Raw genomic sequence first — 23,802 nt, 5'->3', positions numbered from 1 at the left:
GCATATAGTAAAACACTAACTAGAGCTACGATTAATACATTCATATTTTTTTTTAGGGATGCTAGTAAGCTATTATATATACAGCTTATTTATTTGGCGTTTTTCCAAGTAGATATTTTATATTATGGGGCAGTATAGCGCTAGCTTCTCCTTTGTTAGCGATTATAGTGTGGAATGCTAAAAACAATGTAAGACTGTCTTTTATCTTACCATCGTTACCTATGGGGTTAATGTTAAGTCTCTCTTTAGGAATTGGTTTATTTTATATGTATTAAATTATATTGAAGAATTAATTATGTATGTAGTTTTATGCATAGTCTTTTACAAAGGCCCAAAGCAATTGGCAATGATAGTTGTTTTTTCTTTTATTATAGCGTTATTTGCTAAACAAATAAGTCCATTCCATTTTTAATACTCCATTTAAATAAAGTATTTAGTGAGCTCTCTAATTACGAAATGATTTCTTCTTTTTGTATCGAGCTAACAGGTGTTTGTTAAACAAGATCATCATATATCGATGGTCTATTTTTTTATCCAAAATATCAAATTGATCTCAGTAATTTGAGTTATTTTAGAAGTTGCAGAAATATAAAAGGAGAGAATAGGCTATTTATAGCACTTCTTCTCTCCTTTTGTCCTGTAACAGTACCTTTTGTGAACATTATCATTTTAGAATTGTCTTAATTAGCTCTAAGTCTTTTTAAGAAAAGTACAGATTCCTCAATAGAGGAAGAATATGAGTTCCTGGAAGTATACAAACTTATTGGACCTTATTGTACTGATTGTGCAAGTAAGTGTTTTAGGTTGTCATCAATAAATTGATTGTCGACACTATTTATTCCACGACCGGAAAAATGGCCCCAGATCGACTCAATAGGATTAAAAGCAGCATTGGATATAAGGCTAGCCTCGTATTGGTTATCTTCAGCAGTGCAGAATAGATCAGTACTTCCAGGCATGATACAAGCAAGTGCTTTAATATTATTAAGTGCCTCATCGAACTTTCCGTTATATGTTGGGTTTTTACTGATATCTGCATGTTTGCCTGTCCACAACATAGCAAGGACATTGTGCGGATCCATCTTCATAAAGCTTTCTTCCCAGACACCAGCCACAAAATCTTCCAATGAGTCAAATCCCATTTCGCGATAAAGTTCCTTTCTGTAATACGCCTGTGATAGACCCCATCCCGCATACACTCGGCCAACCGTACGCATATCATCAGAAGTCAGCTTGTTTAATTTACTTGAATCGAAAGAGACTGCAGCCATTAACGCAGCTTTCATGCTATCCAAGACTACAAACGTATGTGGCCAAGTCTTTGCGCTTCCGCAGAAAGGTGCAATCCGTTCCACCATGTCCGGATAACTTGCTCCCCATTGGTAGGATTGAATCCCTCCCATTGACCATCCGACTACAAGTGTTATTTTCTGGATGTCAAATTTTTCAGTCACTAGACGATGCTGGAATTGAACGTTGTCATAAATGGTGACCTCCGGAAAATTAGCTTTATCAAATGGGGGTGGAGTGTTACTAGGAGACGAAGATAGCCCGTTCCCCAATAAGTTTGGGATGATAATAAAATATTTCTGAGGATCTAATGCCATAGCGTCTCCTATTAGCCATTCATTCTGCACATGTTGGTCCCCAAAAGCAGTTGGATAAATGATAACATTATCCCTCTTTTCATTTAATTTCCCATAAGTTTTATAAGCAAGAAAAGCTTTCGGCAAAATTACACCTGATTGTAAGGTAACGTCTCCTAAGTCAAAAATTTCGTAATCCATTGTATAATTACTCCCTTCAAATTGAATTTCAAAAACTTACTTCTTGTTGTTAGTATAGAACTGTAGTAATTTCAAATAAAGTGAATAAAAATCAAAATAGTCTTCAATGATATTGAAAAGAAAGGAAGAATAGCATGGAATTGCGTCAATTGCATATGTTTCGCACAGTTGCTTCTACATTAAATTTTAGTCGGGCTGCAGAAGTTTTAAATTACGTTCCCTCAAACGTCACTATGCAAATAAAAGCATTAGAGAGTGAACTTGGCGTTCGCCTTTTTGATCGGTTAGGCAAGCAGCTTGCACTTACGACTGAAGGGAAGCGCTTTTTAGTGCATGTACAAAGCGTTTTCACTAAATTGGACGAAGCACGCAGTGCCATACATAATGATGAAGATTTAAGAGGCACCATCACGGTAAGTGCCAACGAGGTACTTTGCGCATATAGGCTCCCAGCTGTCTTTCAGCTATTTCGATCGCGTTACCCAGGAGTTCGCCTTATCTTCCGTTCTGTTCCAAATCAAGAGCTCAAACAAACTCTTTTTGATGGAGCTTCAGACGTCGTTTTTCTGCTGGATGAAAGTGTTCTTTCAACACAACTTGCAGTGGAGCCGTTGCAAAAAGAAAATTTCCGTTTTTTTGTAGCGCCAGACCATCCACTGACGAAATTACCTGAATTGCAGTTGGAAGATTTTCGTGGAGAAGTGTTTTTGGTCAATGAAAAAGGATGTCCCTATCGAACCATGTTTGATCGGTCCTTTGAGAAAAAGGGAATTGACGACATTACGTATTTAGAGTTCCAAAATGCTGAAGCCATTAAACAATGTGCCATTTCAGCAATCGGTATTGCCTTTCTCCCAGAAGTAACGTCAAAAGCTGAAATTGAGCGGGGAGATCTTGTTGCACTTCCTTGGGAAATCCCTGACTTGCACGTGTACACACATATGGCATGGCATAAAAATAAGTGGCTTTCACCTATCGTATTAGCCTTTATTGAAGTAGCGAGAGAAGTTATAGAAATAGAGGAAGGTTAGACGAAGAATATAAGAACATTATTATGTATTAAATTTATCAAATTCATTAGCTTACATAAGAGAAGAGACTATTAAAAGCATATCTTCTCTCCCTTCTAGTATGTAAAATTGTACTTTTGCGAAAAAGTTCACTAAAAATAATGGGTGCTTTACTTCAAATAAGAAGTAAAGCATTTTTCTTATTGAACAAACGAAGCAAGTTAGTTATCAAATTAAGTTTGAAAAGTTTTTCATTCATTACCAAAGTACCAGAGGAAGTTTATGAATATTTAATTTCAAGAGAAATGTAATTATCGCAATGGGGCATAATTGTTGGATTAGCTTCACTTTTCTTTTCAACTAGCACGGCAGTTTAGTTCAATAAGAGGAATACACAAAAAGATGTAGAATATATATTAGGTGAAGAAATATGAGTTTATCATTTAGCGGTCCAGAAGAGATTATGGGGTGTTATGGTTGCTAAACTTAACTCTTCCAATATCGTTAATAATTCCATCGATGTGAATCGAACTGCAAAGGATCATATGACATCGCTCAAAATAAAGGAGAACTGAAAATGAGAAAACTCGTTCTATTTCTGCACGCATCGCTTGACGGTTTTGTAGAAGGGCCAAACGGTGAAATGGACATTGGTTGGGTTTCCTACGATTCTGATTTGGAGAAACACGCAAAAGAAATTCTAAGTACTGCTGATACTGTCATTTGGGGACGTGGAACTTATCAGATGATGCACAGTTACTGGCCATCTGTGCCTTCGAACCCATCAGCTTCGCAGCATGAACGGGATCATGCCGAGTGGATCGAAAAGACTGCCAAAATCGTTTTTTCTACGACGTTGGAGAAAGTTGAATGGAACACTTCCAGACTTGTGACTGAAAATGTCGAGGAAGAGATCAAGAACCTCAAACAGAAACCAGGCAAGGATATGGTCATCCTCGGCAGCCCTAGATTGGCGCACCAATTATTGAAAACAAGACATTTGATTCAGGTGCCATAGGTCTCGTTTACCAAACGGTTAGATGACCTTGTCACCTTAAAGTAGATTACGCTAACTGGATTTCGTTAGCAAAATAAAAGCAGCGGCAGTCTAGGACTTTCGAGTTCCTATTCCGTCACTGCTTTTTTTATGATTCATTCATTTTGTCGGGTGATCGACAAACCTTTTTTAAAGCAACAGAAATAATCTCTTGGAAAAATAGTGATAGTCTTGAAATAGAGGGAGTTTTAACAACTCCAGTAGAATTTGATGCCGACAAAAATATCCCTTGTTATTGGTGATTCATGGTGGTTAGCTTGGGCATCGTTTCCAATATTTTTGAATTGCTTTAATGAGAAATATTCTATTGAACAGTTTATCGAAAAAGACTTTATAGTTTTAGAACCGAACTACAGAGGAAGTTCGAGTCATGGAACTTCCTAATTCAAACAACTAGTACTCTAGTTAAACAAGGCCATCATTTATGATGACCTATTTTTATGTCCAAGACATGATATGACTTAAAATAAATATTTTAGAATGATTGATATAACAACATTAAAGAGCCTTACTACACAAATTGTAGTAAGGCTGTAAATTGTGGTTTACAAATATTGTTATCAAATTCTCGGATGAAAGAACCTTATTTTATCTTTCCTATTGAAAGGTTAACACGATAATTACCGTACTTTAATAGTTGTTCTAGAAAGTTATCCAATTCTTTATTGGAAGCAAAATGAGTTTTTAATAAGTAACATCCATCACCACTTGTACGATGTACTTCAGAAATAGCTTCTACTTCTTGACAGAAACTTTTAAACTCTTGATGATTAACTGTTTTGACGAACACAGTAACAAATGCAGTCACTATTTGTCCTAATTTTATTCGGTTTATTGCGATTGTATATTGTTCTATAATTCCTAAATCCTCTAATCTTCGAATTCGATTTCCTACAGCTTGCCCCGTCATGTGTATTTTTTGACCAAGTTCTTTCCATTGTATTCTTGAGTTTTCATCTAATAATTTCAGTATCTCAAAATCTGTTTGATCAATGATATATATCAATCCTTTCATCGTGAAAGTAGAACGTCAGAAAGTGTTTCGTCAACTTATTCTGCTTATCGATACAATTCACTATACTTAGTCTATCCTCTTACACCACATTATTTATCAGTTATATCTACTTATAACACAGAGGACGAAACAAAAAAACATCTAGAATTGAAGGAGGTTTCAAATATGTTATTACAAGAAATTTTATCGTTCAATGAACAATTTGTGGAAAATAAAGAATACGCTCCTAGTGAAGCGACTAAAATGCCCAAGAAACGTATGGTTGTTGTTTCTTGCATGGATGCCCGTTTAATCGAGCTACTTCCAAAAGCTTTAGATATTCATGATGGTGATGCAAAAGTTATCAGAAATGCAGGTGGTAAGATTGCTGCTCCTTTCGATAGTGTAATGCAAAGTGTTGTAGCATCAGTATATGACCTAAATGCAGATGAAATATTTCTTATCGGACACCATAGATGTGGTGCGAGTCAAACTAACCCAAAAGGAACACTTCAAAAAATATTAGACCGCGGAGTAGCTTCACCAGAAATTTTATCAGCGATTGAATATGCTGGTGTCGATCTTGAAAAATGGCTATTTGGATTCGATGATGTCTGCGATTCAACACAATCTAATGTTGATTTAGTAAGAAATCATCCACTTATTCCAAAAGATGTTCCTGTACACGGTTTAGTTATTGATCCTCATACAGGTAAATTAGATTTAGTAGTGGATGGATATAAAGCATTAAATAGTGAAACAAAATAATTATTAAATGAAGGGAAGTTATTAGATATGAATAGACTAGAAGCTACACAAAAAATTATAGAAGCAAAAATTGCAAAAGGTTTAACATGGGAAGAAATTTCAAAAGTAAGTGAAAACTCTGAGACGTGGGTTGTAACAGCGCTATTAGGACAGGCTACAATGACACTTTCAGAAGCAGAAAAAATCGGTAAACTATTAGAGTTAGATGAAGAAGTGGTAAAAGCTTTAGCAGTAGTTCCACTTCGAGGTCAAGTAATGCAAATGCCTCCTACTGACCCAATCTTATATCGTTTATATGAAATGATGTTGCAATATGCACCAACTATTAGAGAATTAATCTTAGAAAAAGTTGGCGAAGGTGTTATGAGTGCAATTAATTTCCAACTAGACGTGGACACACAAGAAGATCCAAAAGGCGGAGACCCTCGTATCGTTATCACACTTAACGGGAAATTCTTACCATTCCGCGCGTGGTAATTTAAAAATAATAAAAAAACCTCATCATATATAATTTTAAACAAGAAATCCATCCTTTTATCGAACTGGATGGATTTTTTTCCATAGTTCTTTTCTAGAAGGGTGAATAATATGAACAAAAAATACTTAGATACCAGTTTTAGTATTCTTCAATGGTTTGTATTTCTATTAGCAAACGCAATCGCATTGCCTATCATTATCGGAGGTATATTCCATTTACCAATTGAAGAGATCTCAACATTAATGCAGCGAACTTTTTTAATTGTGGGAGTAAGTTCTTTTATACAAGCACGATTTGGACATCGCTATCCCATTGCGGATGGACCAGCAGGTTCATGGGTAAGTATATTTGTCATATTAGGACAAGTAGCTATACAACAGGGACAAAGTGCAGAAGATGCATTACAACTTTTAGAAGGTGGATTAATTATTGCAGGTATATTGCTCTTCGTTCTTGGTACAACAGGTTTCATGCATCGAGTTCTACGGTTATTTACACCTATAGTTACAGGAACCTTTCTTTTAATCTTAGCTCTACAACTAAGTGGTGTATTACTAAATGGAATGATGGGATTACAAGGAGCTGTAGCTCGTCCTGATTATATAACAGCTACTATTGCACTCTTCGTTTTTGCAATCATTACTTACTTATCAATTAAAGGGAAGGGATGGATGAAAAGGTACGCTGTGTTACTTGGAATCTCATCTGGTTGGCTTTTGTATGCTGTATTAGGAAAATCTACTCCTACGCCTTCCCATGCATCGTTAATTAAAATACCAGAAATCTTTGCTTGGGGCACACCTAAATTGGATATTGGAATGACACTAACTGCAGCATTATTTACATTTCTCTTAGTTGGAAACACGATTGCGGCTATTTCAGCTGTAAAACAAGTGGTTCCTTTATCTAAAGAAAATGAAAAACAAACACTGAACCGTGGTGTATCGGTCGGTGGTATATCACATGTTCTCTCGTCGTTGTTCTCTACAATTGGAATTGTGCCATTGCCTGCATCAGCAGGATTTATTCAACTAACAGGACAAAAGAAAGTGAAGCCATTCCTTATAGCATGCCTCATACTAGCTGGTATTTCTTTTATTCCCTCAATTGTAGGGTTTTTATCCTTGCTGCCAGGTCCTATTGCAAATGCCGCACTTTTAGCAACGTTTGTCCAAATGATAGGAATTTCATTTCAATCAATTTTACGTGAAGAATTAAATCAACGCCGATTAACTATATTAGGAATTGCATTATTGATCAGTTTGGGAATAATGTTTCTTCCAGAAACCGCATTTAGCGGAATTCCTTCTTCCTTACAATATGTTTTAAGTAACGGATTACTCGTAGGTACTATGATTGTTATTCTACTGGAACAATTTTGGAAAGAGTGACTAATGGTTATTTGGCGGAATGAGGGTATATAAAAATCAAATTTTATTCAGAAGCAAAATGAAAGGCATTCAACGATGAAGGCATAAAAGTGAAATCCACTAAAAAGAACTCGATCCATTAGCCATAGGCTGAATTTCCATTAAAGAAATCTTTATTTATTTTTATATATGCTGAATCAGTGTTTTCCTTTAGCTCTTCTAAGGCTTTTCAACCAACTTGGATTTTACCATTTTTAATATATCTCCATTTGCATTCCATATTTCGACTGTTGCTGAAATGTTTAGAAGTTATAATAGACTCAGATAGCTCAGTATAATATGTAGGGAGATAAAAAATGAAAACTTTCAAATTTACATTGTTAATACTCTTAACGACATTTCTAATGGGTTCTTCTTTTGCTGTAGGTAAAATAGGTTTGTCTTATTCATCTCCGTTGTTATTAGCAGGATTACGCTTTACAATTGCAGGATTCATAATGGCGGTAATCGTCACCGTTTTAAGAAAACCGCACCCAGTATCTAAAGGAAACTGGATAAAGATGCTTATTATTGGTACTTTCCAAACAGCCGGTGTTATGGGGTGTATTTTCTTGAGTTTAAGAACCATTACAGCTAGTGAATCCTCAATTCTTACATTCACTAACCCTTTATTCGTTGTTGTATTCGGTACCATATCTTTAAAAATACGCTATAAATTTTATCAATGGATTGGTGTTTTTTTAGGGTTAGTAGGGGTAAGTATTGCAGTAGGTGCACAAATTGAATTAAAGATTGGCGTTCTTTTTGGCATTCTTTCTGCTATTTTTTGGGCAATTTCAACATTACTAGTTAAAAAATGGGGATCGCATTTTAATACGTGGGTTCTATCCGCTTACCAGATGCTTTTTGGTGGATTACTACTTTTACTTGGCAGCCTTTTTCTTGAAAAACCAGTCTTTATTTTGAACGGTTATTCATTGTTCATTTTATTATGGTTAAGTATTATGTCTTCTATTGTTCAATTTGCCGTCTGGTATTATCTTTTACAAAAGGGGGACCCAGGAAAAACGAGTGCCTACTTATTTTTGGCACCTTTCTTCGGTGTATTATCTGGTTGGTTACTATTAGGGGAGGCGTTATACCCTTCTATCATAGTTGGTGGCTTGTTTATTATAATTGGTATCTATCTTGTAAATAGAACTTTTCAGGAGAAAAAATAAACTAATTCCAAAGAACTTTATAAATAAATAGTTTGTTCGAAGCGTTCAAGCGCTTATATTGCCCCTCATAGTGTACAGGTAAGAGAAAGTAATCGTAATATCTGTCTTCTTAGGAGGGGTTTTTCTCTGCGCTATATTATATATTAATATTAAAGTCTTGTTTAAACCCTACTTTTCCTTTGTCTGTGACTTTCACAGCGCGAATAGATGGAACTCGAACTATCCAACCTAAATCAAAAAGGTGTGTAATAAGTCCGTGCCCTAAAGCGCCGCCAAGATGATGGTGACGTTCACTCCAGTCTAAACATACGTGAGAAAATGAGCGTCTTTTTCTTTTTAATTCACCTAAATCAATGCCGAAATCAGTAAAAAACTGTTCTCCTTTAGGTGTAACTACAAATTCTCTCTCTTCTTTTTCCAAATGACCAGCGTTCAACAACGATACTGTTAAATCGACTCCTAATTTTCCTGCTAAATGGTCATAGCAAGTTCTGGCTTCCCGAAGTAATTTTACTTGGCTAGATTGCTTTAACGAATGCACTTCAGGAGGTGGAGAAATTGAAAGAAACGACTCTAAAATGCGTGCGATTTCTCCATTAGCTAGCTGATAATAGCGATGACGTCCGTTTTTTTCAGCGTTAACAAGGTTACCTTCTACCAGTTTAGAGAGGTGAAAGCTGGCTGTTTGAGGTGTTATCGCAGCCATAAAAGCTAATTCACTGGCTGTATGAAAACGCCCGTCCATTAAACTCATTAGAATTGTTGCCCGCGACTTTTCACCAAGGAGAGAGGCAACTTCCGCCACATTTGGATTTATACTCATTTTTACCAACCTTTCTGCATTCCATACTTCGATTATAGTTGAAGTGTGAATTGTTTACAATGACTTATAACAATTCAATGAGGCGACATGATGAACTACTATTATGTAACGATTCTTGTCCACTATGCCTCTAACAATCGCCGATTGAGTGGACCAATTAATGGGATTCTTATCTAACGTAACTATTTCTTTAATTGACAATTTTACCAAGAAAGCAATCTTTGATGAGACCAACGAGGAAATCATTTTTTAAGGCGGATATGTAAAACTCGCTTATTTAAATGCTTACTCACTATTCACTTATACGACTTAAACATCCCACAATTTTTTACAGTAATTAATCCTTGCCACTTAAAACAGTAATATTAGAGGGATTATTGCCAACTTAATAGAATAATAGACATAAGGAGTTTTAACAAGCATTGAATAAAAAATTGGAGGATAAAGATTGAAAAAGAAGTCATTTAAGTATATCACAATGGGGATTGCTTCTTTTTTTCTCATTTTATTTGGATTTTACTACTTAATAATAAGAATCGGCCAAGGAGAGTTTTATAAGTACGATAGTGGTGTCACAATTTTAGTTAATAATTCAAGCAAACAAGAACTGACAAATTTAAACTTCTTTTTTTCATTTTATAGCACTTATGATGTGCATCAGGATTTAGGAAACATCGATAGACTAGAGCCGGGAAAATCCACTAGTTTATATAGTCGTCACATAAATGGTGTTGGTAATGATCGTAGTTTATATTTACAATATCCAATTAATAATAACGAGAGACAAGTTGATAGTCTTGCTTATTTAGCGTCCTATAAACCAGGTAAAGTAATAATTATTTTAGAAATAACTGGTGTTGATAATAATGGTAAGCTATTGGCCAAAGTAAGAGGGTATGAAGATGTTTTTGGTCCATTTGAATTTGAAATGATTTCCGGTAGGGATTAATTTCCTATTTCCCACCGATGGAAAGACTCTGTGAGAAAATAGCGCTTCAGAAGGGATGTTGAGCATGGGGAAAACGAAAAAGAAAAGTGAATTACTGGAATGGGTGAAGGTGATCGGAATCGCCGTCTTGTTTGCATGGGGAATCCGGTTTTATATTCTAACTCCTATTGTGGTTGATGGTGCTTCTATGATGCCTACATTTGAAGACGGTGACAAAGTAGTAGTGAATAAAATTGGTCCCAGATTGACGGAGTATAAGCGCTTCGATGTAATTGTATTTGAAGCAAAAGAAGATACAAATTATATTAAGCGTGTTATAGGTATTCCTGGAGATCGAATCGTTTATGAAAACGATGAACTTTTTATTAATGGTAAAAAATACGATGAACCCTACTTAGAGGAATATAAAAAAGCTCTCATAGACAATGGTACACTTACTGGAGACTTTACATTAGACGAAAATTTAGGAGAATCAACTGTGCCAGATGGATACTTTTTTGTACTAGGAGATAATCGTCGCTACAGCACAGATAGTAGAGATCCTAGGGTTGGATTTGTTTCGAAAGATAAAATATTGGGCACTGCAAAAATGGTAGTCTTTCCTCTTGATAACCTCAAAATAATAAAATGATCTTTTAAGTTTCCACTTTTATCCTAGCGATAGATACTGTCAATTGGGGCACCGTCTTGTAAGGCGTTGCCCCTTTCTGTATAGCCCAAGCAGTCGGCATAGGAAAGAACCCTGCTTTACTTAGAAACTATTCCCTTATACATCCGTAGAATAGATATAAGAGGAAATGGGGGATACTAATGGATATAAGAGAGTTTTATGTATCGTTATCACCTAAAGCTGCGCTGGATATACTGCAACATCATATCGTACAAGGGAGTATTTCGGGAACAATTGTAGATGTATATGAGCGTGTTGTAGGGGAGCGACAAGTAGTTGTGTGCGTGTTGGAGAAATATTATATGCGTACGAGTAATCGGGCTTCATTGACAATTACACTTGATAATTTGGAAAACAACACGAAAGTACATGCCGCTGCATCTGGAGGAGGATCGGGAGCATTTCTCCGCTTCGATTGGGGAGCTGGGGAAAGCTTCGTAAGTAGCGTGGAAAATGCGCTTGGTGGATTCATCGTATAAATAAAACGTGCAAGGTTATGAAGAAAAGTCATTCATACCTTGCACGTTTTATGTTTTTTTAAAAGCCAATTTTGTATTTACTATTTTCGTATAGTAGCTATGCAAAAACATACCTAAAATAATAATGGAAAGACCGATTAAAGCAATCGGTTCTGGTAAAGGAATATGTAAGATAAGCATTTCACCGAGAATAACAAAAAGTATTTCGGTCGATTGTGTTGCTTCTACAGCAGCAAGCTTTCCTTGGTGATTGCGTACACGATCGGTTGCCATAAAAAATAGAGTAGTAGCTATAACCCCAGAGCTAACTGCAACGATTAAAGATTGTATGACTTGGCTCATAGAAGGATGGCCAACCGTGAAAATCGCGACTACTGCAAGTATTATCCAAGTTGGAAGCGAAGCAATCGTCATACCAAGCACGCGCTGAAATGTATCAAGCTTGCCATCCAAATGATCCATCATTTTACGATTACCTAATGGATATGCGAATGCAGCCACAATTACTGGTAATATTCCAAGAAAAACGGTACTTAAATTAAGTGTTTTAGTGTTCGGGATCTGAATAAGAATAATACCGATTAAAATGACGAGAGAGATGAAAAGGGAAACAATAGGTATCTTTTGCTTGATGAGTCGACCTTTCATCTTCACTGAAAATAATGGAGCGAGTAACACACCTGCAACTATAGTGAATTGCCACATCCCAGAGATCAACCAACCAGGACCATATGCTGCTGCAAATGTAAGAGGTCCGTAAAATAATACAAAACCGACAAAGCTCCAGACAAACCAAGGCATTGGAGCAGACTTTAGCTCGCGAAATGTATTGGTTAACCCTTTTCGATAGGAAACAATAATAACTAAAAAAGGAAGCATGAAGAAGAAACGGAGGGAAGAGCTCCAAAGCCAGCTTCCTCCCGATACCTCCATCGAACGATTAAGAATGAATGTTACGGCAAAAAATAATGAGGCAAGAACCCCAAGTAATATTTCTCGCACAAAACCACCTACTTATACTTGTTTTTCAAAAGCTTGAATAATGCCTTTTACTACTTCCGTAGATTTTTCCATTACGTCTACTGAGATGTATTCGTATTTACCATGATAGTTTTCTCCACCTGTAAATACGTTAGGTGTAGGCATGCCCATATAAGAAAGTTGAGAACCATCTGTACCGCCGCGAACAGGGATGATAAGTGGATCAATACCCAATGAAACCATTACATCTTGCGCTGCATCTACAATTTCCATAACAGGCGTAATTTTTTCGCCCATATTATAGTATTGATCATTTAATTCAACTGAAATAGCGCCTTCTCCGTATTCTGCCTGAATCTTCTCCGCAGTATCTAAGAATAATTGTTTCTTCGCTTCGAACTTCTCTCGATCATGATCACGAATGATATAGCTAAGCTCTGTTTTTTCCACGTCTCCGTTGATATTCATCAAGTGGATGAATCCTTCGTAATCTTCTGTTTTCTCAGGAACAGCATCCACTGGCATATGAGATTGAAATTTTGTCGCGATAGTAATAGAGTTCACCATTTTTCCTTTTGCAGAACCAGGATGCACGCTTGTCCCATTAGTTACAACTTTTGCGCCGGCAGCATTAAAGCTCTCGTATTGCAATTCTCCAAGTGGACCTCCGTCCATTGTATATGCAAATTTCGCACCGAATTTTTCCACGTCGAATTTATGTGGCCCACGTCCAATTTCTTCATCAGGATTAAATGCCACACGAATTTTTCCGTGTTTCACTTCTGGGTTTTGAACGAAGTATTCCATTGCTGTCATAATGATAGCGATTCCCGCTTTGTCATCTGCACCTAACAGGGTTGTGCCATCTGTCGTAAGAAGTGTATGCCCAATATAGTTTTTTAGCTCCGGAAAGTCTTTTACAGTCATCACGGTAGTTGCATTTAACGTGATATCTTGCCCATCATAATTGTCGATGCGCTGAGGTTTGACGTTCTTACCTGTGTAATCTGTAGCAGTATCAACATGTGCTAGAAAACCGATTGTCGGAAGATCTTTATCTGTATTGGAAGGTAATGTGGCAAATAAATATCCATTTTCATCTAATGTAATTTCCTCCAACCCGATTTCGGACAACTCTTTTTCTAAAACATGAAGCAAATCCCACTGCCCCTCTGTCGAAGGACAAGTATTACTTGCTGCATCCGATTGTGTGTCTATTTTTGCATAGCGAGTTAAACGCTCGATTAATGTTTCTTTCATGAGATTAAATCCCCTTTCAAATTAAAAAGCATACACTTATTTTAACAGATTCTTTCGAGTCGCGGAATAATGAGCATAAATACTAAAAGCAAATAAAAACTGTGCTCCGTAATAAGTAATCATGATAAGAGCATCAGAGTAGGGGATATCAACGATAAATCGATTAATTGCCAAGATAGAGTCCGAAAAAATAAATAAAATAGCACCAATAATAGCGAATTTGTTGGCTGTTTGAAAAGCACTCCAACCCATTAACAAAATCACAACAATATAAATGACAACAGCAATAGCTAGTATAAATTCCTCTTGAGTCCAAAGCGTTCCGGCTATCCAAATAACCATTGATATTCCATAAGCAATAAGAAGAAATGCTCCCCATTTGGGAATAGCAGCTGCTTTCGTATGGCGGAAGGCAAAAATATACCAGACGTGTCCAATTAAAAATGTGATCAGTCCAATAATAAACCAATAGATTAACCCATCCGCAAGCATACAAATAAACAATCCAGTCATGATGAGTATTTTGTATTTTCTTAGCCCTACTGAAGGCTGTATAAATGCAAAAACTAGTATCAACAGCATCGGGATAAGTTTAAAGCTTATCTTTGTTAATACTGGATCTGCAGGGATGAAAAAGATATAAATAATACTCATAATCGCTATAAAAACTGCAATAATTTTACTCCACATATAAATGTCAGCACCTTTCTATCATTACATTCGTTACTTACAAAAATTATCCTGCAATATAGTATGCAAAAGGAAAATAAAAAAAGAACAAGTGCCTGTCCAAAATGAAAAAGTTGATTTTTCATAAAGTGATGTGACGACATCTGCTCCCTATCGGTTAATTCAATTCGGAAATGGTAAATTAGAATAGGACATCAGTAGATTAATCGGTTAAAAGGATGTGGGTGGGAGTAAATAAGGCTCTTTACTTGTGGGGACTCAAGTAAAGAGCAAACGGAAGGAGACACTACTTAAATTATAGTATCCCCTCTTAAAGTTCTTTAAAAAGTTTAAGTTCAGGTTTACCTCTGAAACTATAATCTTTTATTTTCTTGTGGATTTAAAAATACCATAGAGTTGAACAAGATAGAATGTGTTATTCATTAATTGGTTTTATCATTGGCTTTCCATCTCTATCCAATAACGGGGTAATCCCCCCTGAATATCCACTCCAACTAAATAAATAATGAATTCCTGTTTCGTTATCTACTATTATTTTGTTTCCAGTAGCCACGCCATTTTCTGTAAAGAGTTCTTCAAATCTCTTCTTTGAACCTATATTCTTCTCTGAGTCTTTATTAAACATTTTTTACGCCTCCTTATTCATTTAAATATTTACAGTATTACTAATACTTCAAATTACACTTTTTATATTACGACCTTTGAGGGAAATTATTTAAAGAGCTTCATATATTCGTCAGCATATTGAAGTCAAAGTCAATCAATAACTTTAACAATGCCTCCTTTAAAAAAGAACAAGCAAATTAATGCTTGTTCTTACAAACGAAGAAGACTTAAGCACCTTATACAGATACTCCACATACCTCTTGCAAATTTATTTATACTCTGGTGGATCATATGTTACATAAGTTCCGGCTATGAAATCATGAATTGCGCGCTTATCTTGGCGGATGCCTACCATAAAGGCACTGACTATAACGCCAATTCCCAATGTGAGAGCATATACAAGCCCTGCTACAAGTACGCGTAAAAGCATCGTTCCAAAACCGACTTTAGATCCATCCATTTTTGCGATTCGAATACCTAATATTTTCTTTCCTACAGTAAACCCATACCATAAAACAGGAACAATCAACGAATATAACAAGTTGCCGATGCTTGTAATCGGGGTTTCCTCCCAATCTCCGAAAAGAAGGTAGCTAATAATAGATAATGGAACACCAATGATTAAGCTGTCTAGTATATTTGCAGCGAGACGTGCCCAAAAACCACCTGGATTCAATATTTACAACTCCCTTATTTAAACATTATAGAGCGGAATCATCCACACTATTTAAATACTCTTCAATTGTACCAACGACAGACTCAACACAACCATCTTCAAATGGCGAGATTAAATTTGCTTCGGCTACTAATTTCGTGAAAGACTTAGAACCTCCTAATTGGCATAAGTGTAAATAGTCTTTCCAAGCAGCTTCATGATCTTCTCTTGAACGCTTCCAAAATTGGAATGCACAAATTTGTGCCAAAGTGTAGTCTATATAGTAAAACGGACTAGCATAAATATGACCTTGACGTTGCCAGAAAGCGCCTGCTTCTAAATAGCTATTGCCATCATAATTACGATGCGGCAAATAAATTTCCTCGATTTTTTTCCAAGCCGCTTTTCTTTCTGCTGGCGTCATTTCTGGATTTTCATACACAACATGTTGGAATTCATCTACGGCAACTCCATAAGGCAAGAACAGAAGCCCACTGCTCAAATGCGCGAATTTATATTTGTCAGTTTGCTCCTTAAAGAACAACTCCATCCAAGGCCAAGTAAAGAATTCCATACTCATTGAGTGAATTTCACATGATTCAAATGTAGGCCAAATGTATTCAGGGATTCCAATATTCCGGCTCGTGTATACTTGGAAAGCGTGACCTGCTTCATGGGTTAATACATCGATGTCACCAGATGTTCCATTAAAATTAGAAAAGATAAACGGAGACTCATAATCATCGATAAAAGTACAGTATCCACCAGATTCTTTCCCTTTCTTCGCTACTAAATCCATCAAATCACGATCAATCATAAACTGGAAGAATTCTGCGGTTTCAGGTGAAAGCTCTTCATACATTTTCTTGCCACCATCAACAATCCACTCAGGTGAACCTTGTGGTGTTGCATTTCCTGTTAAAAAGTTTAGGGATTCATCATAAAACTTTAGTTGATCTACCCCAATTCGTCCTGCTTGGCGCTCATATAGTTTAGTAGCAAGAGGAACGATATAATCACGTACTTGGTCGCGGAATTTTTTCACCATTTCCGCGTTATAGTCGATACGATTCATACGAACATAACCAAGTTCAACAAAGTTTTTATAGCCAAGCGTTGTTGCAATTTCATGACGTACCTTCACCAGTTGATCGTATATATCATCAAACTTTGCTTCGTGCTCTTGGAAAAAACCGAACCGTGCTTCTGTAGCTTTCTTACGTACTTCTCGGTCCGTCGATTCTGAATATGGTCCAAGTTGTGCAAGTGTTAATATTTCACCATTAAACTCTACTTGCGCGGAGGCAACTAATTTAGAGTAGTCGGATGCCAATTTATTTTCCTTTTGCATAAGTGCAATCACTTCAGAAGAAAATGCTTTTATTTGAAAATCGGCAAGATCAAATAACTGGCTTCCCCATTTTTCTTCTAGTTCTTTGCGGTAGGGAGAGGCTACAAGTGCCTTATAGTATTCCGTAACCAGTTCCTCTACTTCTGGACCAATTTCATCAAAATAATCACGCTCTTTTTGATAATACTCATCGTTTGTATCAATTGAAGCACGGATATACACTAGATTTGATTGGGTAGAAAAGTCGCTACGCAATTTGTTCAGTTCTTCAATTACCGCACTTTGTTCTTCCACAGAAGAAGCTTGCTTAAAATTGGTTAATGCAGCATGAAATTTTGCCTTATCTTTTTCTAAATTTGGGCGTTTGTACTCGTAATCTTTAAATGTAACCAAATAAATTCTCCTCCTGGTCGTCTCTCCGATTTCCGAAACGTTTTCCTTCTTATTGTTCATTATTTTCAGATATATTGCAATAGGATATTTATAATTTGAAGTTTTATAGATAATATTGTACTATGTTTATAAAATAACAAACATAAAAAGGTTGTGTTTATGCGATGGGGATTTCAGAATTATTTTGGAACGCTGATTTAGAACAATTGAAAGCGGGATACGTAGAGGAAGCAGAAATTTTTACTTGTTTAGTTTGTGGTGAAAAAGTGGAGAAAGGTATTATTTATCCACAAGAAGGGGTTTTATGGGAAGCCGAGCGATTTATGAAGCGGCATATTGAACAGGAACATGGATCCATGTTTTATTACTTAATCGGTTTAAATAAAAAGTTAACTGGTCTAACAGATCACCAAAACAGTTTGCTTCGATTATTTTATGAAGGGAAAAGTGATGCAGAAATTCAAGCAGCGTTAAATATCGGAAGCAGCTCGACGATTAGAAACCACCGCTTTGTGTTAAAAGAAAAAGAACGTCAGGCAAAAATCTTCTTAACGATGATGGAATTATTAAAGGAAAAAGACAATCATGCTCCATCATTTTTGCCTCTTCATAAACATGCAACAATGGTAGATGACCGATACAATATAACAAAAGAAGAACAAGATGATGTAGAAAAGAAGTTTTTTCCAAATGGAATTGATGGTCCACTCCTAAAGTTTCCGAAAAAGGAAAAGCAAAAATTAGCAACACTTCGAGTTATTATTAAACGTTTCGATATAGAAAAAGTGTACAGCGAAAAAGGGATAAATGAGGTACTAAAAAATGTATATGCAGACTTCGTTACTTTAAGACGTTATTTAATCGAGTATGGATTTTTAGATCGTAAAGACGATGGTAGTGAATACTGGGTAAAAAAATAAAACAAAGGATTTGGTAAAATGGAACGCAAAAAAGAATTAAAACAAGAATATAAAGAGGTAAAAATTGAGGGGGGCATCTATGTTATTACGAATAGTCAAAATGGTAAAAAGTTCGTTGCATCTACGCGTAACTTCAAAACATTAAATGGAGCAAAGTTTACACTAGAAAATGGCATGCATACAAATCACCAACTCCAGGAAGAATGGAAAAGATTTGGTAAAGATGCATTTGAAATCGAAAAGGTCGAAGTATTAAAATTACCTGAAAATCAGTATATGAATGAAAAGAAAGAACTTGAAAAGCTGTTAGACAAATGGATGGACCAATTGCAACCATATGGGGCGAAAGGCTTCCATACGAAAAAAGAATAATATTTCACTCCAAAAACCTTCCGGAAGTTCGGAAGGTTTTTATTATTACCTGGTGTCTTATTGGATACTTTTCAATTGATTTTAGCAAAAGAAAAGAATATACTATCGAAGTAGTTTAATTAGAGTACTCTAATTAAAGTAGTTTAATTGGATTAAATAGATGTAATTTAAAAGGAGAACAACAGAAAATGAAATTTACACAGTTTTTAAAAACAAAAGGTGCGATTGCCTCTATATTCATGGGTATATTTTATGCGGTTGCCATGCTTGGAATTTTTCTTCCGGGCTATACAGCCATTCCGGGAAATATTGACGAACTACCAATTGCTATCGTAAACGATGATGCTGGGGAATACGGTTCAATGATTGCGGACCAGTTAAAAGAAAACTTGCCGTTTAAAGAGATTGAAACGGATTTATCGAATAATAAAGCTTTAAAACAACTAGAAAAAAATGAATTAACATTAGTCATACACATACCGAACACATTCTCTGAAAACATGCAAAATGGAGAAGTATCTTCCAGTATTGACTTTACTGTGAATGAAGCAACAGCAACGGTTGTTTCTTCGTCAATGACATCTATTGTTACGCAGATAAATGATCAATTAAGTGCTCAGTTTGCTCAACAAACCGCACAGGGTGTATTAATGAACTTTAATGTTCCTGAAGAACAAGCTTCAGAGCTAGCGAAAAAGATTGAAACCTCTTATGTTGGTAATCTAGTGACTATAAATGAAGTTCCAGATGGTATGCATAATAATATGTTGCCAATGTTCCTAACGATGGCGGGTTATGTAGGGGCGATGATTGCCGCAATGCAATTAGTAGGCGCATTTAAAGCGAGCCGGGGGAAAGCGAGTAAAACACGGTTATTCGTTTATGTACAATTAGCTGCATTATTAATAGCTGTCTTGTCTTCTTTAGCAGCAATGGGAATTACTTATTTAGTTAATGAGCCAAGCGGAAACTTATTCTTAAGTCTATTTGGACAGCAAATCCTAAATTATATGGTTGCATTCAACTTCACCGCAATGTTTATTTTCTTAGTTGGCGAAGGTGGCATGATTTTAAATATACCTGTGCTATTGGTACAAACAATTGCAAATGGGGCAACAATTCCACGTCATATGATGTATACACCATATGAATGGATAAGCTACATTTCCCCAATGTATTACTCGGTACAGTCATACTTTGCTAATTTATATGGAAGCGTTGGACAAGCACCTTTTGTTTGGGGAATGGTTGCAGTAGGCTTAGGAGCAATGTTAATAAACATTTTAATCGTTGCTATTTTGCATAAACCTCTACCAGTAGATAAACCAGTAACGGAGGTTGAAAAAAGGGGGACAAACAATACTGCTGAATTAACTGTATAGTTTTGCTACAATGAAAGAAAAGTAATATGTTTGCCAAAGGGGTGGAAATCATGGCAATTCAAATATATATACTGGGCAAGCTAATGGAAGATAATAATTATCCATATAAGTTAAAAAAACAGCTTTCAGAACCAATTCCTTTGGATCAACTTGGTGGATTAACTGAGAGTAAACTGTACTATCATTTTGAATCTTTAGCTAAACAAGGATTGATCGAGCCTGTAGAAATCATAAAAGAAGAACACCGACCTGATAAGCAAGTATTTGCTATTACATCAAAAGGTCGTGAAGAACTTCCGAAAAAAATATATAAGTTATTTGAACGTGCAGATTCGATTAGTGAAATGATAATAGCGTTAGCAAACATAGACTATGTCGAACGCAACGTGGTAGTAAGTATTTTGCAGAAAAAATTAAAAGAGTATGAGGATCGCTGGGAGCATATTAAGAATCTCGAGAAGCCGAACCAGTTGGAAGAAGAAAAACGTAATCTTACTGACTTTGTTGGTGACTATTTTTCAAGCAAGACAGAGCATACCACTTATTGGTTTGGTAAGTTAATTGAACGCATTCAACAAAGAGAGATATAAATACAACAAGCTAATAGAAAAGCCTTCCTACATTTTCGAATGTAGGAGGGCTTTTGTCTTTAACAGTTGTATTGTTATTTCCCAACTATATAAGTTTTCACTAATGCCAATCTTTCGCGCAACCTCAATTTCATCTCTACGACTTCGGGTGTTTTTGCTGCCACCACATCGGACTCCCATCCCAGTTTGCGTGCAAGCTTTTTAGCTCGATGTAAGTGGTAATCACTAGTTATAATTGTCACAGAATTCACTTCATCAGGTAATAGTTCCTTTGAAAACAGCAAGTTCTCATAAGTGGATGTGGAGCGTTCCTCCACAATTATCCTATCTTCTGCTATCCCGTTTTCTATAAGAAAGTTCTTCATGAAGACGGCCTCTTCTATCTCCTCATCAGGACCTTTTCCACCGGACAGTACAAATTGTACTTCAGGATTGTCAGAAGCGTAAGCGAGTGCTGCTTCTAACCGATAACGCAGTGCGAGCGAAGGGACATTTCCCTTTTTCACTTTTGCCCCTAGCACGATGGCATATTCATTGGAACCATCCGCTTTCGGCTCCAGCCCGTCATCTAACCATTTAGATGTAAGTATCCATGTGCCGCAAGCAAATACTACGAGAGAAATAAGCACAATCCACCTCATTTTTTTCTTCAATACAATCACTCACTTCGTTTAAACAGATGGTTTCTTTTTCTTTAAAAATGCAGAAATTCTTGGTTCTTCCTTGCGGGCCAATCGACGAAAGTTTTCGATATGCAAAACAAGCGCCATTACAAATAAACACAATGAAACGGCAATAGGTCCAACTCCTTCTGCAAACCAAATAGAGGCACCTAAAAATACAAAATAAAATACAAATACACCGATCAATAAAAAGTCCGTTAAAAAAGTCGTGCCGATTAATAGTAAAAGTCCAATAAGCCCAATAGGCCAATAAAATGCAAAAAGAATTCCGATAATAGAAGCAGTCCCTTTTCCGCCTTTAAAGCCAGTATAAACCGGAAAATTATGACCCAAAATAACAGCGGCACCAGCTAAATAAATGAATAAATCCTGTTGTCCATTAGAAAACATACCATACTGCTGAACAAAAAAGCGAACCCCGATAATAACAATTACTCCTTTTAAGATATCGATTAATGCTACTAATATTCCATACTTCATCCCAAGGACAATTGCAGCATTAGAGGCACCAGAGTTTTTAAGACCTTCCTTTTTAATGTTAACGCCACTAAAAAATTGGGCAACTTTTGAACCATGTATCGCCCCGATTAAATAGCTAATTATTAATATACTCATAATCCAAATGACCACCACAACACCTCCTACATAATACATTAAACGTTCGTTGTCGAAAGAAGTTTCAGAATCTTTATAAAAAGTACTTGACGAACAGATTAAGAGAATCTTATACTGTGTAACAAGATGGAAAACTAAATCTAATACTCTTATCAAGAGTGGCGGAGGGACTAGGCCCTACGATGCCCGGCAACCACCAAGTTCTAACTTGGAAAGGTGCTAATTCCTACAAATTCAGTTTGTGAATTTGGAAGATAAGAGGAGGAACATGCGAAACTGCACCCCTCTTCTTAATTGAAGCGGGGTTTTTGTTTGTCCATAAGTTCTCTCCCGTCCCCACTGCGTCCATCTAAACTACTTTTTTAGGAGGAATTCAACATGTCAAATCTTCAAAAAGAAACAGTTCTTTTACACGGTGGTCAACAGCCAGACCCAGTAACAGGTTCACGAGCGGTGCCTATTCATAAAACGACTTCCTACGTTTTCCGCGATACGGAGCATGCACAAAATCTTTTTGCTTTAAAGGAATCTGGTAATATCTATTCTCGTATTATGAATCCGACTGTTGATGTATTTGAACAACGAGTGGCCCTTCTTGAAGGTGGAACGGCAGCTGTTGCATTATCTTCGGGTATGGCGGCAATCGCTTTTTCCATTTTGAACATTGCGGGGGCAGGAGATGAAATTATTGCGGCAGAAAATTTATACGGAGGAACGTTTAATTTATTTGCCCATACATTGCCTCGCTATGGAATCACAGTAAAATTTGTGGATTCGACTGATCCGGAAAACTTCCGTGCAGCAGTGACGGAAAAAACAAAAGGCTTTTTTGCAGAGATTATTGGAAACCCAAGCTTAAATATATTGGACGTAGAAAAAGTAGCGGCGATCGCTAATGAGGAAGGCGTTCCGCTTTTAGTAGATAATACGTTTGCTACTCCATACGGTGTAAATCCTATTAAACATGGTGCTCATATCGTCATCCATTCCGCGACTAAATGGATAGGGGGACATGGAACCACTATCGGGGGAATCGTAGTAGATGGAGGAAACTTCAACTGGAACTCAGATAAATTTCCAGGATTTACAGAACCAGATATCACATACCACGGTTTGCGCTATGGAATTGATGTACCGAATGTAGCGTTTGCGATTAAATTACGTGTTCAATTGCTACGTGATTTCGGGCCTTCCTTGAGTCCAGAGGCCGCTTTTTCGTTCTTACAAGGATTAGAAACATTGCATCTCCGAGTTCCTAAACATAATGAAAATGCACAAATACTTGCGGAATATTTGGCAAACCATGAGGGAGTAGAGTGGGTAAATTACTTAGGGTTAGAAGATCATCCATCTCATGAGCTGGCGAAAAAGTATTTGCAAAACGGCTTCGGCTCTATATTGAACTTTGGAGTAAAAGGTGGTAAAGAAGCAGGCCAACACATTATTGATAATATAGAAATTTGGTCACATGTAGCAAATGTGGGAGATGCAAAATCTCTTATTATTCACCCTGCCTCTACAACACATCAACAATTGACTCCAGAGGACCTAGTAAAATCGGGTGTAACAGAGGATCTGATTCGCTTGTCTGTTGGGTTAGAGGCAGTAGAGGATTTACAAAATGCGTTAGATAAAGTGCTTCTGGGAAAAACAAATGTCCTCCCTGTATAGAATTTTGTTGTTAATTGGGCGAAATTAG

At 36.5% G+C, this 23,802-nt stretch carries 25 protein-coding genes, 1 pseudogene and 1 riboswitch; of the genes and pseudogenes, 15 read left to right on the top strand and 11 right to left on the bottom strand.

Annotated elements, in window-relative coordinates:
- Positions 1–770: 770 nt before the first annotated feature.
- On the bottom strand, positions 771–1,787 hold the full coding sequence (locus FS486_RS06575; protein ID WP_144510518.1) for an alpha/beta fold hydrolase: 1,017 nt from the start codon (positions 1,785–1,787) through the stop codon (positions 771–773).
- Positions 1,788–1,921: 134 nt separating this feature from the next.
- Here FS486_RS06575 and FS486_RS06570 point away from each other — a divergent pair, with 134 nt between their 5' ends.
- The 3 genes and pseudogenes from FS486_RS06570 to FS486_RS06560 form a co-directional block, all read left to right on the top strand.
- Positions 1,922–2,818, top strand: coding sequence for a LysR family transcriptional regulator (locus tag FS486_RS06570; RefSeq protein ID WP_144510517.1), 897 nt, complete (start codon positions 1,922–1,924; stop codon positions 2,816–2,818).
- Positions 2,819–3,374: 556 nt separating this feature from the next.
- Positions 3,375–3,815, top strand: coding sequence for a dihydrofolate reductase family protein (locus FS486_RS06565; protein WP_395940836.1), 441 nt, complete (start codon positions 3,375–3,377; stop codon positions 3,813–3,815).
- A 179-nt stretch (positions 3,816–3,994) separates the two neighbouring features.
- Positions 3,995–4,229: pseudogene (locus tag FS486_RS06560) on the top strand (alpha/beta hydrolase family protein); the annotation flags it as partial.
- 208 nt (positions 4,230–4,437) lie between these two features.
- Here FS486_RS06560 and FS486_RS06555 read toward each other — a convergent pair.
- Positions 4,438–4,869, bottom strand: a complete 432-nt coding sequence (locus FS486_RS06555) for an Lrp/AsnC family transcriptional regulator (RefSeq protein WP_144510516.1) — start codon at positions 4,867–4,869, stop codon at positions 4,438–4,440.
- A 165-nt stretch (positions 4,870–5,034) separates the two neighbouring features.
- Here FS486_RS06555 and FS486_RS06550 point away from each other — a divergent pair, with 165 nt between their 5' ends.
- The 4 genes from FS486_RS06550 (at position 5,035) to FS486_RS06535 (ending at position 8,684) form a co-directional block, all read left to right on the top strand.
- Positions 5,035–5,616: a beta-class carbonic anhydrase gene (locus FS486_RS06550; RefSeq protein ID WP_144510515.1), complete on the top strand. Its 582-nt coding sequence runs from the start codon at positions 5,035–5,037 to the stop codon at positions 5,614–5,616.
- A 27-nt stretch (positions 5,617–5,643) separates the two neighbouring features.
- Positions 5,644–6,093, top strand: a complete 450-nt coding sequence (gene cynS, locus FS486_RS06545) for a cyanase (protein ID WP_144510514.1) — start codon at positions 5,644–5,646, stop codon at positions 6,091–6,093.
- Positions 6,094–6,204: 111 nt separating this feature from the next.
- On the top strand, positions 6,205–7,485 hold the full coding sequence (locus FS486_RS06540) for a purine/pyrimidine permease (protein WP_144510513.1): 1,281 nt from the start codon (positions 6,205–6,207) through the stop codon (positions 7,483–7,485).
- A gap of 335 nt (positions 7,486–7,820) precedes the next feature.
- Positions 7,821–8,684: a DMT family transporter gene (locus FS486_RS06535; RefSeq protein ID WP_144510512.1), complete on the top strand. Its 864-nt coding sequence runs from the start codon at positions 7,821–7,823 to the stop codon at positions 8,682–8,684.
- A gap of 136 nt (positions 8,685–8,820) precedes the next feature.
- Here the strand turns inward: FS486_RS06535 and FS486_RS06530 are convergent, their stop codons facing one another.
- Positions 8,821–9,507: an ArsR/SmtB family transcription factor gene (locus FS486_RS06530; RefSeq protein ID WP_144510511.1), complete on the bottom strand. Its 687-nt coding sequence runs from the start codon at positions 9,505–9,507 to the stop codon at positions 8,821–8,823.
- 448 nt (positions 9,508–9,955) lie between these two features.
- Between FS486_RS06530 and FS486_RS06525 the strand changes: the two genes are divergently transcribed.
- The 3 genes from FS486_RS06525 (at position 9,956) to FS486_RS06515 (ending at position 11,605) form a co-directional block, all read left to right on the top strand.
- Entirely contained in the window at positions 9,956–10,456 is a 501-nt protein-coding gene (locus FS486_RS06525) for a hypothetical protein (RefSeq protein ID WP_144510510.1), read from the top strand.
- Positions 10,457–10,520: 64 nt separating this feature from the next.
- Positions 10,521–11,087: a signal peptidase I gene (gene lepB, locus FS486_RS06520; RefSeq protein WP_144510509.1), complete on the top strand. Its 567-nt coding sequence runs from the start codon at positions 10,521–10,523 to the stop codon at positions 11,085–11,087.
- 179 nt (positions 11,088–11,266) lie between these two features.
- A complete protein-coding gene (locus FS486_RS06515; protein WP_144510508.1) occupies positions 11,267–11,605 on the top strand; it encodes a DUF6054 family protein in 339 nt (112 codons plus the stop codon).
- 48 nt (positions 11,606–11,653) lie between these two features.
- Here FS486_RS06515 and FS486_RS06510 read toward each other — a convergent pair whose 3' ends face one another.
- From FS486_RS06510 to FS486_RS06485, 6 genes are all read right to left on the bottom strand, one after another.
- Entirely contained in the window at positions 11,654–12,607 is a 954-nt protein-coding gene (locus tag FS486_RS06510) for a DMT family transporter (protein WP_144510507.1), read from the bottom strand.
- Positions 12,608–12,619: 12 nt separating this feature from the next.
- Positions 12,620–13,846: a peptidase T gene (gene pepT, locus FS486_RS06505; RefSeq protein WP_144510506.1), complete on the bottom strand. Its 1,227-nt coding sequence runs from the start codon at positions 13,844–13,846 to the stop codon at positions 12,620–12,622.
- A gap of 36 nt (positions 13,847–13,882) precedes the next feature.
- A complete protein-coding gene (locus tag FS486_RS06500) occupies positions 13,883–14,536 on the bottom strand; it encodes a lysoplasmalogenase (RefSeq protein WP_144510505.1) in 654 nt (217 codons plus the stop codon).
- A gap of 415 nt (positions 14,537–14,951) precedes the next feature.
- Positions 14,952–15,161, bottom strand: a complete 210-nt coding sequence (locus tag FS486_RS06495; RefSeq protein ID WP_144510504.1) for a DUF6440 family protein — start codon at positions 15,159–15,161, stop codon at positions 14,952–14,954.
- Between the two features lie 249 nt (positions 15,162–15,410).
- A complete protein-coding gene (locus FS486_RS06490) occupies positions 15,411–15,821 on the bottom strand; it encodes an RDD family protein (protein ID WP_144510503.1) in 411 nt (136 codons plus the stop codon).
- Positions 15,822–15,843: 22 nt separating this feature from the next.
- A complete protein-coding gene (locus FS486_RS06485) occupies positions 15,844–17,541 on the bottom strand; it encodes a M3 family oligoendopeptidase (protein ID WP_144510502.1) in 1,698 nt (565 codons plus the stop codon).
- Between the two features lie 164 nt (positions 17,542–17,705).
- On the opposite strand from FS486_RS06485, the gene FS486_RS06480 reads away from it, so the two are divergent.
- The 4 genes from FS486_RS06480 to FS486_RS06465 all read left to right on the top strand — a co-directional run bounded on the left by FS486_RS06480 (position 17,706) and on the right by FS486_RS06465 (position 20,805).
- On the top strand, positions 17,706–18,461 hold the full coding sequence (locus FS486_RS06480) for a DUF2087 domain-containing protein (protein WP_144510501.1): 756 nt from the start codon (positions 17,706–17,708) through the stop codon (positions 18,459–18,461).
- Between the two features lie 18 nt (positions 18,462–18,479).
- A complete protein-coding gene (locus FS486_RS06475) occupies positions 18,480–18,833 on the top strand; it encodes a GIY-YIG nuclease family protein (protein ID WP_144510500.1) in 354 nt (117 codons plus the stop codon).
- Between the two features lie 188 nt (positions 18,834–19,021).
- Positions 19,022–20,215 carry a YhgE/Pip domain-containing protein gene (locus tag FS486_RS06470; RefSeq protein WP_144510499.1) on the top strand — a complete coding sequence of 398 codons (1,194 nt, stop codon included), beginning with the start codon at positions 19,022–19,024 and terminating at the stop codon, positions 20,213–20,215.
- 50 nt (positions 20,216–20,265) lie between these two features.
- The gene (locus tag FS486_RS06465; RefSeq protein WP_144510498.1) at positions 20,266–20,805 is read left to right on the top strand and encodes a PadR family transcriptional regulator; all 540 of its coding nucleotides are present in this window, start codon (positions 20,266–20,268) and stop codon (positions 20,803–20,805) included.
- A 74-nt stretch (positions 20,806–20,879) separates the two neighbouring features.
- Here FS486_RS06465 and FS486_RS06460 read toward each other — a convergent pair whose 3' ends face one another.
- Positions 20,880–21,467: a YdcF family protein gene (locus FS486_RS06460; protein ID WP_395940835.1), complete on the bottom strand. Its 588-nt coding sequence runs from the start codon at positions 21,465–21,467 to the stop codon at positions 20,880–20,882.
- 9 nt (positions 21,468–21,476) lie between these two features.
- Positions 21,477–22,118, bottom strand: a complete 642-nt coding sequence (locus FS486_RS06455; RefSeq protein WP_144510497.1) for a glycerol-3-phosphate acyltransferase — start codon at positions 22,116–22,118, stop codon at positions 21,477–21,479.
- 131 nt (positions 22,119–22,249) lie between these two features.
- Positions 22,250–22,364, top strand: a riboswitch (SAM riboswitch).
- A gap of 117 nt (positions 22,365–22,481) precedes the next feature.
- Here FS486_RS06455 and FS486_RS06450 point away from each other — a divergent pair.
- A complete protein-coding gene (locus FS486_RS06450; RefSeq protein WP_144510496.1) occupies positions 22,482–23,774 on the top strand; it encodes an O-acetylhomoserine aminocarboxypropyltransferase/cysteine synthase family protein in 1,293 nt (430 codons plus the stop codon).
- Positions 23,775–23,802 lie beyond the last annotated feature (28 nt).

Origin of the sequence: Bacillus sp. FJAT-22090, assembly GCF_007676755.1 — a bacterium.
Taxonomy (GTDB): domain Bacteria; phylum Bacillota; class Bacilli; order Bacillales_A; family Planococcaceae; genus Psychrobacillus.
The sequence above is the reverse complement of the archived record's forward strand: the minus strand, read 5'-3'. Positions and strand labels throughout refer to the sequence as shown.